This is a genomic window from Exiguobacterium sp. K1 (genome assembly GCF_033721435.1).
GTDB lineage: Bacteria > Bacillota > Bacilli > Exiguobacteriales > Exiguobacteriaceae > Exiguobacterium_A > Exiguobacterium_A artemiae.
Genome location: NZ_JAOTIT010000003.1, coordinates 125,783 through 141,704, shown reverse-complemented (window position 1 = coordinate 141,704; position 15,922 = coordinate 125,783). Strand labels below are relative to the sequence as shown.

Here is a 15,922-nt window from a genome sequence, read left to right as displayed (position 1 = left end):
AGTGATACATAAGGAGTGATTTTTATGCAGACAACTTCGAAACGGTTCGACCGCCAATTCGGAATCCATGTGTTAAACGGTCTTAGTATCGGGATTTTAGTTGCACTTATCCCCGGCGCCTTACTTGGCGAACTCGCCAAAGCCTTGCTTCCGTACTTTTCTCCCGCCCAACATATCATCGACTCTACCGCGCTTGCGATGCGTTTGTTACCGATGGTGATTGGTGTCGCCGTAGCGATGCAGTTTAAGACGTCTCCCATCGAAACTACCTCGATTGGTCTCGCGACTGTCGTTGGATCAGGCGTCGCAAGCCGGACCGATACAGCAGGTTACTTATTCGTCGGCACGGGGGATGTCATCAATTCCGGACTAACGGCTGCCATTGCAACAGCCCTCGTACTGTGGATTGGCAATCGGTTTAAAACGTATACCGTCCTCGTCATTCCGACCTTAATTATCGTCGGAGCAGGCGGAATCGGTGTCCTGACCTATCCTTATGTCACAAAAATCACTGCCAGTATCGGTCAGTTGATTACTCATTTTACGGTCCTTCAACCTGTGTTAATGGGCATCACGTTAGCCGTCACCTTCTCTGTCCTGATTGTCTCACCGTTGTCGACTGTCGGAATCGCAACTGCCATCAGCTTATCCGGTGTTGCCGCCGGTGCTGCCAACTTAGGTGTTTGCGCAGCCGGTTTCGGACTTGCGATTGCCGGTTGGCAAGCGAATTCACGGGGCACTTCCATTGCTCACTTTTTAGGATCTCCTAAAATCCAAATGGCAAATTTCATCCGAAATCCCATCATGATTCTGCCAGTCATGTGCAGTGCAGCAGTTCTCGGCGGACTGGCTGGTGTTCTTGGTGTTCAAGGAACACCGTTCAGTGCCGGTTTCGGCATGTCAGGCCTGATTGGACCCATCAATGCGTTACATTTAATGACCGGCGGTTGGACATGGGGCAATATCTCGGTTGTCTTCGGTCTTTTCATCATTTTACCGATTCTTCTTTGCCTCTTATTCCACCACTTATTCCGTCGTTTCCGTCCATGGACGAATCATGAACAATACCGGCTCGATTTTGATTGATACAAAAAAGAAGCGACGCTGACAGCGTCGCTTCTTTTTTGTACCTCTATTACACGTATTTCAATACGTCCATCGGTGTCTCTAACTGATAATCAGCCGAATTCCACTCCTGTTCCGTTCCGAAGCCGAACCGGCAAATCGCAACCGGCATCTGTTGGATTCGTGCGGCTTCGACGTCCGATGAACGGTCTCCCACCATCAAATATTCGACCGCTCCGAATTCTTCTCGATGGGCTGCTAGAATATCGGCTTTTTGTTTACCTTGAACCGACTCCAGACATTTTGGACTTGTAAAATACGAACGAATATTTTGACTGTCGAGCACTAGATTCAAATAGTGAACGCCGCAATTGCTTGCTGTCGAAACGATGTGTCCTTGTTTGGTCAACGTTTCTAACGTCTCACGAATCCCGTCAAACAAAACATCCTGTCCCGCCATCGTCTGTTCTAGATGATGGTGACGTTTTTTTCGAATCGCACGAATGTCTTCTTCTGAAGCATCCGGAATTGCTTTTCTCCAAAAAGCATTTCCTGCCAAACCATAACTGGACTGGACACTCTCTTTTGATGGTTTGACAAGATGCGGCATATCTTCCATCGCCAGATGAATTGCCTCTGTCATTTGATTGGTTGAATCAATCAATGTTCCATCGATATCAAATAAAATCACTGCCATGTGAACACTCCTCTATTTTTTTAAAGCGTTTTGTTTTTTCATAAGCGTTTTCTTCCGGAAGTAGATATATCCGGCTCCAAATACGAGTAACCCGATGAGCCAAGGGGTATAGTGATGGAGTTCATGATGTCGCCCCATCATACCATGCCCCAGTTTTTTCCCGCCCCAAATGAAAAAGGCCGACCAGGCGAAAAAGGAGATTGTCGTAGCAATCGTGAACGTCAACCGTGAAACACCTGTTAATCCGGCCCCGATGGCAAATCCCATCCGCCACATCGGTGACAACAAAAGGATAAAACGTCCGCGTGTGTCCATTTGACGTTGAAACTGATTCATCTTCGTTTCAGAAATCCGAAACCATTTAAATACACGGGCCAGTAAGCGGTCACTTCCGAGCCGACCAATCGTAAAGAAGATGTTTTGACTGATCACAAAACTGAGTACTGAGACAATCAACATGATAATGAGATTAAATTGCGTCGTATGTACCAGGTAGCCCGCATAAGCTAACGGTACTTCACTCGGTAAAAACGGAAACATCAACGTCAACATCATTCCGAAATAACCATACGATTCAATCCACGAATGCCAAGCCATGATTCCCCCCCTTTCACTGGATTTTTCTTCTAACTCCAGTGTAACGAACTTTTGAGGTAGCGTACAGAAATCGTGTTCGGCTTCACGACTAAAAACCCTGTCGCTGACTCAATGTCAGTGGCAGGGCAGAATCAATTCATGCGATTAATACGCATCTTCACTTTGGAGCGGTTGTGTGCTTGCTTTTTGTTGCTCATCTTGCCAGTCACTAAAACGTGTCAATTCTTCAAACACTGTTTTTGTCACGAACAGAACGATGGCGATATCATCCGCAAAACCAAATCCAAGTACAAAATCAGGCACCAGATCAATTGGAGAAACGAGATAAATTAACGCACCGATCACTTTCAAAATCGTCGTCCGACGAATATTTCGATATTCACCGGACTGGTAAGAACGAACCATGTCGACAAACAAGCGAACCGGTGAGAAAACAACTGATAAACTTGAATTTTTATTTATTTTATCAATTGCTCGTTTTAGCATCGAATTGGTTTTTTTAGGTTGATTAATATACGCTTTAGCTTCATCTGCATATTTTTCTTGTTCTGTTTCGAGCTTTTGATTTGATAAATCCATCAAAAATCCCCCATTCAACATAATAATAGCGTTACCTATTTTCTATCTTCCCTAATGCCTATCTGGATAATCCTTTCTTCAAGTATCCAGTATGTTTTAATCGATTCATTTTCGGCTATCTGATTATAGCAGTCTACTCAACTACACATTCCCCAGGAGGAATTTACAATGAATCATATCAATCATACTGTCATCATCACAGGTGCTGCTAATGGCATCGGAGCTACACTTGCAAAGAGTTATGCCAAGGAAGGCGCATCGGTCATTTTGGCCGACATTGATCAAATGACGGGTGACGACCTTGCATCGGAAATCGAAGCTGACGGCGGAACCGCTTATTTTTATCATCTGGATGTTCAAGATGAACAAGACGTCAATCTATTGATTGATAAAGCCATCGAACATACCGGCCGGATTGATATCCTGATTAACAATGCCGGCATCATGGTTCGTAAACCGTTACTTGAATTATCGCTCGATGAATGGGACCGTGTTCAACACACCAACCTGCGGAGCATCTTTTTAGCAACAAAAGCCGCCGCCCCTTACCTGAAGAAAAACCCGGCCGGTGGACGGATTGTCAATTTGGCCTCCACCCGTGCCTTTATGTCTGAGCCGGATACGGAATCTTACGCGGCTACTAAAGGCGGGATTGTCGCATTAACGCATGCTTTGGCCGTTTCTTTAGGACCAGACCGAATTTTAGTCAATGCGATTGCCCCCGGCTGGATTGAAACCGGAAATTATCATGAGCTTTCACCAGAAGATCACAGCCAGCATCCGGCTGGACGAGTCGGAAAACCTGAAGATGTCGCCCGGGCTGCTTTGTTCTTAACGAATCCTGATAACGACTTCTTGACGGGAGAAACATTGGTTCTCGATGGTGGAATGACTCGGAAAATGATCTACGAAGAGTAAGTCAAAACTATTTCATATAACCTTTTTCCCGATGCATCAAACGTTTCATTTTTCAGTTCTTCTTAATATTACAAAAACATATCATCCCTTTTTTAAAAGTGAATCCTCGTATTCACTTTTTTTATTTTTTCTTCTTTCCTGTTTTCCCAACAGTTTTCTCTCTCTTTTGAGAGAATTCAAAGAATGATTTACAAAAAGGAATGTTACCCCCTGATAATTTCCATATAATATTTTTAATGAAACTGTAACGGGGACTTGATCTATTTCTTGTTAGAGTAGAACAGGTAACATTTTAAAACATGTATCTGATTTAGGAAGGAATGATTGATTCAACTATGAAATCATCTTTAAAGCAAACACTCGGTCTGTCCCTCATGACGATGACATTACTCTTCAGTCCACTTGTCCATCCGGTCGGAGCGGCAAGTTCTTATAAAGAAAAACAACAGCAAAACCATAAGCAACAGTCAAAACAAAAACAAGCTCTCTCGAAAACGACAGCTCAATTGTCCAAAGCCCAGCAGAAGGTCTATGCGCTTGATCAACAAATCAATGGATTGACGTTACAGGTCGTTGAAAACCAACAAAAAATTGATCGAAACCGTAAGCAGATTAAACGATTGGAACAAAAAATCGATGCCTTGCGCGAAAAGATCAATAAGCAGGAAAAAATGTTGGGTGATCGGTTAGCAGTCCGCCAGTCGAAAGCAGATGAGGATCCGCTTCTCGAAGCTGTTTTCGGTGCCAAGGATGTCGGAGATATGATCAGCCGGTTTAATGCTTTTAATACGATTGCTGAAAGCGATGCTTCTTTATTAAAAGATTACGAACAAAATAAACATCAATTGGCACTTGCTCAAAAAGAATTGAAGCAAACCCGTGTCGATTTGATCGATGATCGCACTCTTCTAAAAAAGAAACAGCGTGAACTAACGGCAGAAAAAATCAAGCGGACAACGTTGCTGAAGCGCTTGAAGACAGAAAAACGTTCAATCGAAACAAATATCTTGAGCTTAAAAGATGCAGCCACTCAATTGAAAGCACAGGAAGCTGCTGCCCGTTCAGCTGCTCGAGCTGCACGACTAGCAGAAAAACAAGCAGCCGCGCAATCGGCGCAACCTGCTTCTGTTACAAAATCAAGTACAAAAGTCCTGTCAAAAGCAACAGGAAAGTTTATTAAACCTGCTGCCGGTTCCATTTCACAAGGAATGGGTGCTGCCAGCGGAAGTAACGGGTATGCGTACCATAACGGGATTGATTTTGCGGGTCCACTGAATTCGCCAGTCGTTGCTTCCGCCAGCGGAACTGTCATTCAGGCAAGTTCCGGCGGTCCTTACGGTAATCACGTCTATCTCTCGCACAGCATCGGCGGAAAAACGTATACGACCGTTTATGCGCACATGAATTCTCTGACGGTTAAACAAGGTCAACAGGTGAAACAGGGACAACAAATCGGTAACCTTGGAAGTACCGGAAATTCAACCGGTCCCCACCTTCATTTTGAGATTCATGACGGCGGGTATCAATACAATGCCAACGGCCGGACAAACGAACTGAATCCAAGTGACTTCTTTTAACTAACTGTTGATGCAAAATCCCTCACCGGAATAACTCCGATGAGGGATTTTTTGATGTTTCTTTTTGAATTACAGTTTGAACTGGCTGGTTTGTTGATCGAGTGAAGTCGTCGTTTGTTCCAGTTCCAGCATCAGTTGATGAATTTGTTCGAATGATGCTTGCTGATCACGCATCGACGCCGCCACTTCTTCATTCCCCGCGGCCAGTTCTTCCATCACGCCACTGACTGAGCTGACCTGATTGACCACTTGATTGGCTTGGTCTTTCGATTGAAGTAACTGTGTCGTCATGAACTGGACGGCTTCTGTTACATCCGTCACGTGACCACGGGTTTCTTCGAATGCCGCTGTCACCTCAGCAAAGTTTTGGACCTGATGTGCTTGTTCTTTTTCAGATTGAAGTAACGCTTCCTGCAAAATTGCTCCGTCTGCCCGAATTGAACGAACGAGTGAGAAAATAGAGCGGGTTGCTTGATGGGTTTCATCCGCCAGCTTTTTCACTTCACTCGCCACGACAGCAAAACCGCGTCCTGCTTCTCCTGCCCGTGCCGCTTCGATCGCAGCATTTAATGATAGTAAATTCGTTTGTGCCGAGACACTTGAGACGAGTTGCGCCATCTGTTCGATTTGCTGTGTTTGTTGTAAGAATCCAGCCAACTTATGACCAAGCTCCTGATTTTGGAGAGTAGCCGTCGCCAGTGATGCCGCTTGTTCCTGCATGATGGTGGCACTTTTCCCCATCGTCGTATCGGCGAGTTGCCCTTGACTCAACGCCTGTTGTGCCCGTTGTTCACTTTGTTCAAACAATGTACTCATATCCGTGATCGTGCTGACTGTCGTTTGTAAGTCATCTGAGACAGTTTGTGTACCACTGGCCATTTCATTGATGGCATGTGTCATGTTTCCGGATACTTCGACGATATTGGCATTTTCAGCTGTCGCTTGTTCGCTCATCTGATTGATGGTCGTCGATGTTTGACTGATTGTTCCGATGACACCATGCAATGTCCCTTGCATTTGGGCGATTGCTGATTCGAGACGGCCAATTTCATCCGTCCGCCCTGACACCTGCAGTTGTTGTGAAACATCCCCTTGCGAAATCTGTTCCGCCGTTTTAACGACCCGGCTGATCGGACGGGTGATGCTCCGGGCGAAATACCAATTGTAGAGTGCTAACGCGATCAGAAGGATGAATGTCGCGATTAAAACCGAGCGTGTCAGATTCAACGTTTTATCTTTCGCTTCTTGTTGCAGGACATCGTAAAATTCACCGTTTTTCGTATGTAACGTATACAAGTCACTTAATACGCCTTCTACCTGGGCTGCGTGGGAGCGGATCTCGATTGGATCGAGCTTATTTAATAATGTCGTCCGTTTCTCTGCCAAGACCGTATACTTCATTTTGGCACGATTCAAATCGGGTTTAAACCGGTCAATCAAATACGTTTTTTGTAATGAATCGAGCGCTTTTTCATTTTTTTCACTTAAGGCAAGTGCCTGTTCTTTTTGGTTTTCTGAAGGCTGACTCGCTAACCGGTTCCAGGCTGCCTGCTCATACAGTAACTTAGTCTCCAGTTCTGAAATCTCGACCAGTTGCTTTCCGTAATCCTCGTTGTAGGACTGGATTTGACGCAGTTCAAATAACGTCCAGCCCATTAAAGCGACAACACTGACAATCGTCACGAGTGTCGAAACCAAAAATCGTTGTCGTAACGTCATTGGACCTTCACCTTGCCTTCCAGTATGTCTTGTTTCAATTGTTCGAGCTGTTGCAGTTCTTTTGGTGTGAAGTTGGCATTTCGAATCGGTGCCAATTGAATCGCTCCATCTTTGACCCCTAACACGATTTGACCGGATTGAAGACCTGATGCTTTGACACTGTCACCAATTTTCGTAATCGCAAGATCGACCTGTTTTAACATCGACGTCATGACTGCATCCGGTGCAATTGCCGTTTGATCACTGTCGACACCAATCGCCTTATTTCCTTTTTCTTGTGCCGCTTCCAGAACACCACTGCCTGTCAGTCCTGCTGCCGCATATAAGACATCCGCCTCTTTTTTCATTTGGGCATTGGCGAGCTCACGTCCTTTATCCGGTGCCGCAAAGTCTTCCGCATAATCGACAAGGACACGGATATCCGGATTGACGGCTGTGGCACCGGCTCTGTATCCTTTTTCAAACTTCTCAATGAGCGGTGATTTCATGCCGCCGATAAAACCAATTGTTTCACTGTCAGACTGAATCGCTGCCGCTGCCCCTGCCAGATAACTGCCTTCATCCTCTTTAAATGTGACAGATAATACATTCGGTAGTTCTGACACGGCATCAATCAATGCAAACTGCTGTTTGGGATACTGTTTAGCGACTTTCTCCAAGTCTGCCTGTCCCATAAAACCAAGACCGACGACAACGGTCGGCTGTTGTTTCGCTAATGTGGCAAATGCCGCTTCATATGATTTTGTTTCGCTCAATTCTCTATAATCAATGAACCAGTCTTCTTTTTCACGCAGTAAGGACATACCGCTCATGGCTGCATCACTGAATGATTGATCCCCTAATCCGACATCGGATAAGACGACTGCCATTTTCCGACGCTCCTTCACTGCTTGTTGCGGATCATCGATGATACTTCCACAACCTGCCAGACCGATTGTCAATGCTAGTATGGACAAACTGAATCGTTTTGACATATTTCCACTTCCCTTCACTGTTCTACAATGGATTATCGGAAAGGTTGTCTGACTTCTTAACCCAAAAATCAAATTCAGAATTGTTTTAAAACAAAAAGCGTGTCCTTTTTACAACAACTGTTGCAAAAAGGACACGCTGGTTTTATCAAATTAAATTAATAGTCGCTGTCTGAAGTTCCACCTGTAACGATAGCAATTCCGGCAGAAGCACCAATGCGTGTTGCGCCAGCATCGATCATTGCTTTTGCTCCTTCAAAATCACGAACGCCGCCTGAAGCTTTGACACCGATGTCAGGTCCGACTGTTTCGCGCATGAGACGGATATCTTCCACCGTTGCGCCACCTGTCGAGAAACCAGTAGATGTCTTAACGAAATCTGCTCCTGCTTTGACTGATAACTCAGCAGCTGTTTTGATTTCTTCTTTTGTTAAGAGGCAATTCTCAAAGATGACTTTGACGAGTGTGCCGTTTGCCGCTTCGACAACTGCGCGAATGTCGCGTTCAACGAGTGAAAGGTCGCCGTCTTTTAATGCACCGATATTTAGGACCATATCGATTTCTGTTGCGCCGTTTTTGATGGCATCTTGTGTTTCAAATGCTTTTACTTCCGGTGTGTTTGCACCGAGTGGGAAGCCGATGACTGTACATACTTTGACTGCATCGTCTGATTTCAAGAGTTCTGCTGCAAGTGCTACGTTTGTCGGGTTGACACAAACACTGGCAAATTTGTATTCGAGCGCTTCTTTACAAAGTGTTTCGATTTGAGCACGTGATGTTTCTGCTTTTAAAGCGGTATGGTCGATCATTCCTGCTAAATTCATGATTCAGTTCCTCCTTAAGGGTATCCCTTAGACTCTGTTTCCATTCTATCACGCGAGAGGTCAGACTTCTATCTTTTTACGCGACTTTTCGCAGCTGTTTTTTTCGAATCAGCAAACCGTTTAATGTAAAGACGAGTGCCGCCGACCAAATGAATGTAAACGCAATCAAGTGTGTTTTCGTAAAGGGTTCGTTATACAGAAGAACACCGATCGCAAGCGACAAGGTCGGAGCAACAAATTGCAGAAAACCAACAACCGTAAACGGAATCCGTTGCGCTCCAAATCCGAACAATAACAGCGGAACAGCGGTAATGATACCAGTCAAAAAGAGTCCGATCATCACAAACGGAGAAGATGTAAAGGTCTCTTGTCCACTGACCCCCATGTATCCTAAAAATAATAAAGCAATCGGTAACGGAGCCAGGGTTTCGATCGTCAGACTGACGGTTGACTCAAGCGGCCGTTGCTTTTTGACGACACCGTAAAAACCAAAGCTGAAGGCCAGAGCGAGAGAAATCCAAGGGAACTTTCCGTAACCGATTGTCAGGATCAAGACGCCGATTGTTGCGAGAAAAATCGCGAGCCATTCAATCCTCGATAACTTTTCACGGAAAAAGAAAACCCCAAAGATGATGCTGACGATGGGATTGATGTAATACCCGAGCGATGCTTCGACGATAAAATTATGATTGACCGCCCAAATGTAAATGAACCAGTTCATGCTGATGATCAGCCCGTTCAGGAAAAACAGACGCCGGGTAAAGGGATTCTTCAGCGCACCGGTAAACTTCGGCAATGCTTTTTGAAGTGATAATAATAACAATAAGAAAATAAACGACCAGACGATCCGGTGTGCTAAAATCTCCTCACTCGAGACGGTCGCAAGCAGTTTCCAGTAAATCGGCAACAATCCCCAAATGACATAGGCGGCTAATGTCGCGAAAAAACCTGATTTATTCATGATTCATTTCCTCATTTCTCGATCACGATACTTTTTTCATTTTCATCCGTCCATTCGATATCCCACTGATTGTAAATAACGCGACAGCCAGCCATATGAACAGGAAGGCGATGAAGTGAACCGGTGTAAAGACGTCATTGAATAAAAAGACACCAAGAATCAGGGTCAAGGTCGGGGCGATATATTGTAAAATCCCGACGTAAACGAACGGAATTTTCGGCATTCCGTATCCGAACAACATCAATTGGACCGCCGTCGCTACGCCAAGCATGACGATGGCAAACAGTGCTTCCGTCGGCAAGGCAATCGGATTTGCTCCGGTCAGACCAAGCGTCAGCACGGCAAACGGTAACGTCACGAGTGTCTCAAGAAACAGACCGGATAACGGTTCTGCCGCCGCCTTCTTTTTCAGAACTCCATAAAAAGCAAACGAAATGGCGAGTGAAAATGCGATGATCGGAAACTTTCCGTATCCGAATGTCAGAATCAAAACACCTGTAACGGCACTCGCCATTGCAAAGAGTTGAGCCCGGTTCAGACGTTCTCCGAAAAATAATAAACCGAACAGGACACTGACGAGCGGATTAATGTAATAGCCGAGGGACGACTCGACAAGATACCCTTCGCCGATTGCGTACAAATACAAGGTCCAGTTCCCGCCAAGGACAAGTCCTGCTGCAAGGACGGTATTGCGTTGACGTTTACTTTGCCAAAGTTGTTTGACGTGCTTAAATTTCCCGGTCAATCGCAGTAATAACGTAACAAAAATAAAAGCACTGATGATGCGAATCGAGACGACCGTCCATGCCGGTACGTGATCCGCAAACAGTTTGTAGATCGGCAATAAGCCCCCAATCACATAGGCGACGAACGTCGCACTCATTCCCCGTTTATCCACGATGAACCCCCTTCCATGTATACAAGTAAAGCCGCCATCATCATGGCGACTTTTTTCAGCTTATTGTTGATCGAGTGTCTCGAACAATGTTTTCATTTCCAACTCCGTCAAATCGCGCCATTCTCCAATCGGTAAATCACCGAGTTCGATGTTCATGATCCGGACGCGTTGCAGACGTTTGACACGGTAACCAAACTCTTTACACATCCGGCGAATTTGCCGGTTCAAGCCTTGCGTCAAAACGATTCGGAACGTCCGCGACTCGAGCTGTTCGACGACACATTCCTTCGTCGTCGTCCCGAGAATATCGACGCCGCCCGCCATGCCTTCGATAAACGTTTCCGTAATCGGTGCATCGACCGTCACGATGTACTCTTTATCGTGATTGTTTTCCGCCCGTAAAATCCGGTTGACGATATCCCCGTCGTTCGTCAGGATAATCAAGCCGTCCGAGTCTTTATCAAGTCGTCCGATCGGGAAAATCCGGCTCGGATGATTGACGAAATCAATGATGTTGCCTTCGATGTCACGTTCCGTCGTACACGTGATACCGACCGGTTTGTTTAAAATCAAGTACTCGAGATCCGGTTTTGCCTGAAGCGGCTGTCCGTCAATTTCGACAGCATCCGTTTTTTCGACTTGCGAGCCGAGCTCGGCGACGTTGCCGTTAATGGTGACACGTCCTGCATCGACCAGCTTATCGGCTGCCCGGCGGGAACAATATCCTGTTTCACTGATGAATTTATTAATTCGCATATCCTTATCCTCTTTCTCTTGTGTAATCTTTACTCAGTGTAGCGTATCCGTTCCTTGAAAACAAAAGAATTTATCAGACTGTAAAATAAAATCCGCCTTCCTGTAACCGGAAGGCGAATCCCTTTTAAATCGCTTGCTCTTTTAACGTTTCCATGACGCGGACGAATTGTCCGTCATTCATCGGATAACCCGCTTTTATGATTTTGACGCGAACGAGTTGACCAATCAGTGACTCGTCTCCTTCAATCGCGACACGTAAGTAATTGTCTGTATAACCGACCAGACGACCGCCTGCCTCTTCCGAAAATTCTTCGGGAATGATTTCCAGCAGTTCTCCTTCGTACTTCGACGCATATTCCTTTGCCAGCTGATCTGACAACGCAATCAGACGCGCGACGCGTTGCTCCTTCACCTGCTCATCGACCTGATCGTCCATCATCGCAGCCGGTGTTCCGGTCCGCTTCGAGTACGGGAAGACATGCAGTTCGCTGAACTTATGATCATTGATGAAGTTAAACGTCTCCATGAACTCTTCTTCCGTCTCGCCTGGGAAACCGACGATGACGTCAGACGTAATCGCACAATCCGGCAGAACTTCCTTCAGACGCGTAATCCGTTCTCCGAACTCTGCCATCGTATATTTCCGGCGCATCCGGCGTAAGACCGTATCCGATCCCGATTGAATCGGAACGTGGAGATGACGGACGACGATTGGTGAATCTTTAAGAACATCCAGCACTTCATCCGTGATTTGACTCGCTTCAATGGACGAAATCCGAAGCCGTTCGAGACCTGTCACGGATTCCAGCGCTTTTAATAATTTCGCCAAGTTATAGTCTTTTAGGTCTTCCCCGTAACCGCCTGTATGAATGCCGGTCAGGACAATCTCTTTGTATCCTGCATCGACAAGCTGTTGCGCCTGCTTCAGGACATCTTCCGGTTGGCGCGAACGCATCAGACCGCGTGCCCAAGGAATGATACAGAATGTGCAGAAATTGTTGCATCCTTCCTGAATCTTCAAGGAAGCCCGTGTCCGGTCGGTAAAGGCCGGCACGTCGAGTTCTTCATAGACTTTCGCTTTCATGATGTTACCGACAGCGTTGATTGGCATCCGTTCTTCACGGAACTGTTCGATATAACCAATCATCTTATGCCGGTCCTGGGTGCCGACGACGACATCGACGCCTGGAATCGCCATGATTTCAGCCGGTGACGTCTGCGCATAACAACCTGTGACACAGATGACACTGTCCGGATTTTGACGGATGGCCCGTCGAATGACTTGCCGGCTCTTCTTGTCGCCCGTATTCGTTACTGTACATGTATTGACGACGTAAACGTCGGCATGATCTGCAAAGTCGACACGTCCATATCCCGCATCCTTGAACAGTTGCCAGACGGCTTCTGTCTCGTAATGATTGACTTTACAACCAAGCGTTTGAAAGGCTACCGTTGCCATTTCACTCACCCTTTCAATTCAAAATGATACGATACGGCGGATAGGACGTAGAGTGGTGCCGTTTCCGTCCGCAAAATCCGTCGTCCGAGTGATGCCGGCACGAAACCGCCAGCGGTTAACCGCGTTACTTCTGTTTCCGTCAGTCCACCTTCCGGACCGATTACAACCAATAAAGAGTCGCCGGACTGAAGCCGGGACAACGTCGAAGCAAAGGCTGCCGCCTCTCCCTCTTTCGCCGATTCTTCGTAAGCAATCAGACACGCTGTATAGTCAGCTGCACGGTGTAGGACTTCATCATACGTCACATACTCAACCGTCGGCAAGTGTGCCCGGTAGGATTGTTCAGCTGCTTCTTTGCTGATTTTTTGAAGACGTTCGAGCTTCTTCGGAATCTTTTTCGCATCCCATTTTGAGACCGAACGGGCCGACTCAAACACAAGCAGCCGACTGACGCCAAGCTCTGTCGCTTTTTGGGCAACGAGCTCCACTTTATCCCCTTTCGGCAGGGCATAAGCAATTGTGACATGAATCGGCAGTTCCGTATCAATCGGCAGTTCTTCGACGATCTCCGCGACGGCTGTTTGCTTGTCCAACTGCTCGATCCGGCAACGAAACAGTCCTGTGCCGTCTAACACTAAAATCTCATCTCCGACATCCATCCGCATGACATTTTTCATGTGATGCGCGTCGTCTTTTGACAGTGTAAAGGTATTTCCCGCACGGGCGGTCTGTTCGACGAAATATCGTTGCATCGCTTACGCCTCGCGTTTCGCGATAATCGCGACCCAGTCTTCGAGTTTCGTCGTCTCAACGATCGTGAATCCGGCAGCGACCATTGCGTCACGCACCATATCTTTTTTCTGACCGATGATACCGGAAGCGATGAAGTGGCCGCCCGGCAATGTCAGTTCATAGGCATCGTTGACGAACAGTAGGATGACTTCGGCTAAAATGTTCGCGACGATCAACTCAACCGGTTCTTTGAGTTCTTTCATTAAATCACCTTGACGGACCGTGACTTGCTGGCTGACTTTGTTTAACGCCACATTATCTGTTGCCGAACGAACCGCCACTTCATCCAAATCAAGCGCAAAAACATCTTTGGCGCCGAGTTTGGCTGCTGCAATCGCCAGAACACCTGAACCTGTTCCGACATCGACGACACGGTCGTTGTCTTTCAGATAATTTTCAATCGCCTGGATACAGAGGACTGTCGTCGGATGCGTTCCCGTCCCGAAGGCCATCCCGGGATCGAGTTCGATGATCTTTTCATCCGGTTGCGGTGTGTAGTCTTCCCACATCGGAACGACCGTCAGATGACGGCTGATTTTAACCGGTTTATAAAACTGTTTCCACGAATGGGCCCAGTCTTCTTCATCGACTTGTGTCAGCGTGACAGTTCCTGCACCAATCGTCAGTCCGAATTTCGTCAGCATCTGAATGTCGCGTTCGATTCCTTTAATCGTATCCGTCAAATCACTGCTTTCCGCAAGATACGCTTTGACGAGTACACCGCTGTCCGGGTATTCGTCGCGCTTCTTCTCATCCCAAATCTCACCAAAGTTATCTTCACGATGTGACATCATTTCGAAATCTTCGACGTCCTCGATGACGACACCACTTGCTCCTGCTTCATGTAAGATGTTCGAGACTGCTTCGATTGCTTCTTGTGTCGTATGGACACAGACTTCTGACCATTTCATTTCCTGTCACGCTCCTTTAGTGATCACCCTGTAAAGAATGTTTTGATGCGGCTGAATACGCCTTCGTGTTGTTCTTCGACACCTTTTTCATCACTGATTTCGTTGAACTCACGAAGCAGTTCTTTTTGACGATCCGTCAGATGTTTTGGTGTGATGATGACGACATTGACATACTGATCCCCGTGATGGCCTGAACGGACGTTTGGCATTCCTTTGCCACGCAGACGGAACCGTGAACCGGTTTGTGTACCGGCCGGAATTTTCAAGCTGACTTTCCCGTGAACAGTCGGTACTTCGATTTCATCGCCAAGTGTCGCTTGTGCGAAAGTGAGCGGCATATCCATGACGATATGGTCATCAACGCGTTCAAATAATTCATGTTCCCGAACACGGACGACGACATACAAATCACCGAATGGTCCGCCGTTGACGCCGGCTTCGCCTTTACCTGCTAGACGGATCTGTTGCCCATTATCGATCCCGGCTGGAATCTTGACGCGGACATCTTTATTTTTACGGACACGACCGGCTCCGCGGCATGTTTCACATGGTTCTTTGACGATTTGTCCACGACCGTGGCATGTCGAACACGTCGTTTGATTGACAACACGTCCAAACATCGTATTTTGCTCGACGTTGATGTGTCCTGATCCACCACAACGTTTACATGTTTCCGGATGTGTTCCCGGTTTAGCACCTGAACCGTGACACGTTCCGCAATCTTCTTCGACCGGAATCGTAATGACTTTCTCGACACCGGAGAAAGCTTCCATGAAGTCGATTTCTTCGACATATTGTAAATCCTGCCCTTTACGCGGGGCATTCGGATCTTGACGGCGTCCGCCACCGAAGAACATATCAAAGATGTCGCCGAACCCTTCTGCTCCACCAAAGCCACCGCCGCCTTGCGATGGGTCCTGGTGACCAAACTGGTCGTAACGGGCACGTTGATTGTCGTCTGACAAGACTTCATAGGCTTCCGACAGCTCTTTGAATTTTTGATCGGCATCCGCCTCTTTATTGACATCCGGATGATACGTCCGGGCTAGTTTTCGGTAAGCTCGTTTAATCTCTGCTGCTGAGGCATCGCGCGCGACGCCTAACACTTCATAATAATCGCGTTTTTCCACGTGCATTCTTCCTCTCTTTAGGTCCGATTCATTTCATACTGTTTGATTTTACCGAACTTCAGGCGACA

General features: G+C 46.7%; 16 protein-coding genes. 3 read left to right on the top strand and 13 right to left on the bottom strand.

What is annotated here, in order from left to right:
- Positions 1-24: 24 nt before the first annotated feature.
- Entirely contained in the window at positions 25-1,086 is a 1,062-nt protein-coding gene (locus N7U64_RS08355) for a PTS sugar transporter subunit IIC (protein ID WP_318929326.1), read from the top strand.
- 49 nt (positions 1,087-1,135) lie between these two features.
- Here the strand turns inward: N7U64_RS08355 and N7U64_RS08350 are convergent, their stop codons facing one another.
- The 3 genes from N7U64_RS08350 to N7U64_RS08340 all read right to left on the bottom strand — a co-directional run bounded on the left by N7U64_RS08350 (position 1,136) and on the right by N7U64_RS08340 (position 2,938).
- The gene (locus N7U64_RS08350; RefSeq protein ID WP_318929324.1) at positions 1,136-1,762 is read right to left on the bottom strand and encodes an HAD family hydrolase; all 627 of its coding nucleotides are present in this window, start codon (positions 1,760-1,762) and stop codon (positions 1,136-1,138) included.
- Between the two features lie 12 nt (positions 1,763-1,774).
- Complete coding sequence (locus N7U64_RS08345) at positions 1,775-2,359, bottom strand: DedA family protein (RefSeq protein WP_318929322.1); 585 nt, start codon at positions 2,357-2,359, stop codon at positions 1,775-1,777.
- Between the two features lie 144 nt (positions 2,360-2,503).
- The gene (locus tag N7U64_RS08340) at positions 2,504-2,938 is read right to left on the bottom strand and encodes a YkvA family protein (RefSeq protein ID WP_026829007.1); all 435 of its coding nucleotides are present in this window, start codon (positions 2,936-2,938) and stop codon (positions 2,504-2,506) included.
- A 168-nt stretch (positions 2,939-3,106) separates the two neighbouring features.
- Between N7U64_RS08340 and N7U64_RS08335 the strand changes: the two genes are divergently transcribed.
- A complete protein-coding gene (locus N7U64_RS08335; RefSeq protein ID WP_318929319.1) occupies positions 3,107-3,856 on the top strand; it encodes a glucose 1-dehydrogenase in 750 nt (249 codons plus the stop codon).
- A gap of 320 nt (positions 3,857-4,176) precedes the next feature.
- Complete coding sequence (locus N7U64_RS08330) at positions 4,177-5,433, top strand: murein hydrolase activator EnvC family protein (protein WP_318929318.1); 1,257 nt, start codon at positions 4,177-4,179, stop codon at positions 5,431-5,433.
- A gap of 69 nt (positions 5,434-5,502) precedes the next feature.
- On the opposite strand, the gene N7U64_RS08325 is transcribed toward N7U64_RS08330, so the two are convergent.
- From N7U64_RS08325 to dnaJ, 10 genes are all read right to left on the bottom strand, one after another.
- A complete protein-coding gene (locus N7U64_RS08325; protein WP_318929316.1) occupies positions 5,503-7,152 on the bottom strand; it encodes a methyl-accepting chemotaxis protein in 1,650 nt (549 codons plus the stop codon).
- Positions 7,149-8,126, bottom strand: coding sequence for a BMP family ABC transporter substrate-binding protein (locus N7U64_RS08320; RefSeq protein ID WP_318929314.1), 978 nt, complete (start codon positions 8,124-8,126; stop codon positions 7,149-7,151). The genes N7U64_RS08325 and N7U64_RS08320 overlap by 4 nt, the downstream gene beginning before the upstream one ends.
- Before the next feature lie 155 nt (positions 8,127-8,281).
- Positions 8,282-8,947 (bottom strand): deoxyribose-phosphate aldolase, encoded by a 666-nt coding sequence (deoC, locus tag N7U64_RS08315; RefSeq protein ID WP_012369694.1) that lies wholly within the window; start codon positions 8,945-8,947, stop codon positions 8,282-8,284.
- 76 nt (positions 8,948-9,023) lie between these two features.
- Complete coding sequence (gene rarD, locus N7U64_RS08310) at positions 9,024-9,908, bottom strand: EamA family transporter RarD (protein ID WP_318929312.1); 885 nt, start codon at positions 9,906-9,908, stop codon at positions 9,024-9,026.
- Between the two features lie 22 nt (positions 9,909-9,930).
- The gene (gene rarD, locus N7U64_RS08305; protein WP_214765993.1) at positions 9,931-10,806 is read right to left on the bottom strand and encodes an EamA family transporter RarD; all 876 of its coding nucleotides are present in this window, start codon (positions 10,804-10,806) and stop codon (positions 9,931-9,933) included.
- A 60-nt stretch (positions 10,807-10,866) separates the two neighbouring features.
- Complete coding sequence (rluF, locus tag N7U64_RS08300) at positions 10,867-11,562, bottom strand: 23S rRNA pseudouridine(2604) synthase RluF (protein ID WP_318929310.1); 696 nt, start codon at positions 11,560-11,562, stop codon at positions 10,867-10,869.
- Between the two features lie 124 nt (positions 11,563-11,686).
- Entirely contained in the window at positions 11,687-13,021 is a 1,335-nt protein-coding gene (gene mtaB / locus N7U64_RS08295; RefSeq protein ID WP_318929308.1) for a tRNA (N(6)-L-threonylcarbamoyladenosine(37)-C(2))-methylthiotransferase MtaB, read from the bottom strand.
- Positions 13,022-13,026: 5 nt separating this feature from the next.
- A complete protein-coding gene (locus tag N7U64_RS08290) occupies positions 13,027-13,773 on the bottom strand; it encodes a 16S rRNA (uracil(1498)-N(3))-methyltransferase (RefSeq protein WP_318929307.1) in 747 nt (248 codons plus the stop codon).
- Positions 13,774-13,776: 3 nt separating this feature from the next.
- Complete coding sequence (prmA, locus tag N7U64_RS08285; protein ID WP_026829018.1) at positions 13,777-14,724, bottom strand: 50S ribosomal protein L11 methyltransferase; 948 nt, start codon at positions 14,722-14,724, stop codon at positions 13,777-13,779.
- A gap of 23 nt (positions 14,725-14,747) precedes the next feature.
- The gene (dnaJ, locus tag N7U64_RS08280; protein ID WP_318929304.1) at positions 14,748-15,854 is read right to left on the bottom strand and encodes a molecular chaperone DnaJ; all 1,107 of its coding nucleotides are present in this window, start codon (positions 15,852-15,854) and stop codon (positions 14,748-14,750) included.
- Positions 15,855-15,922 lie beyond the last annotated feature (68 nt).

Excerpts from the sequence above, each read along its gene's own strand:
- N7U64_RS08355 (WP_318929326.1), top strand. The coding sequence starts at position 25 with ATGCAGACAACTTCGAAACGGTTCGACCGCCAATTCGGAATCCATGTG.
- N7U64_RS08350 (WP_318929324.1), bottom strand. The coding sequence starts at position 1,762 with ATGGCAGTGATTTTATTTGATATCGATGGAACATTGATTGATTCAACC.
- N7U64_RS08345 (WP_318929322.1), bottom strand. The coding sequence starts at position 2,359 with ATGGCTTGGCATTCGTGGATTGAATCGTATGGTTATTTCGGAATGATG.
- N7U64_RS08340 (WP_026829007.1), bottom strand. The coding sequence starts at position 2,938 with ATGGATTTATCAAATCAAAAGCTCGAAACAGAACAAGAAAAATATGCA.
- N7U64_RS08335 (WP_318929319.1), top strand. The coding sequence starts at position 3,107 with ATGAATCATATCAATCATACTGTCATCATCACAGGTGCTGCTAATGGC.
- N7U64_RS08330 (WP_318929318.1), top strand. The coding sequence starts at position 4,177 with ATGATTGATTCAACTATGAAATCATCTTTAAAGCAAACACTCGGTCTG.
- N7U64_RS08325 (WP_318929316.1), bottom strand. The coding sequence starts at position 7,152 with ATGACGTTACGACAACGATTTTTGGTTTCGACACTCGTGACGATTGTC.
- N7U64_RS08320 (WP_318929314.1), bottom strand. The coding sequence starts at position 8,126 with ATGTCAAAACGATTCAGTTTGTCCATACTAGCATTGACAATCGGTCTG.
- deoC (WP_012369694.1), bottom strand. The coding sequence starts at position 8,947 with ATGAATTTAGCAGGAATGATCGACCATACCGCTTTAAAAGCAGAAACA.
- rarD (WP_318929312.1), bottom strand. The coding sequence starts at position 9,908 with ATGAATAAATCAGGTTTTTTCGCGACATTAGCCGCCTATGTCATTTGG.
- rluF (WP_318929310.1), bottom strand. The coding sequence starts at position 11,562 with ATGCGAATTAATAAATTCATCAGTGAAACAGGATATTGTTCCCGCCGG.
- mtaB (WP_318929308.1), bottom strand. The coding sequence starts at position 13,021 with ATGGCAACGGTAGCCTTTCAAACGCTTGGTTGTAAAGTCAATCATTAC.
- N7U64_RS08290 (WP_318929307.1), bottom strand. The coding sequence starts at position 13,773 with ATGCAACGATATTTCGTCGAACAGACCGCCCGTGCGGGAAATACCTTT.
- prmA (WP_026829018.1), bottom strand. The coding sequence starts at position 14,724 with ATGAAATGGTCAGAAGTCTGTGTCCATACGACACAAGAAGCAATCGAA.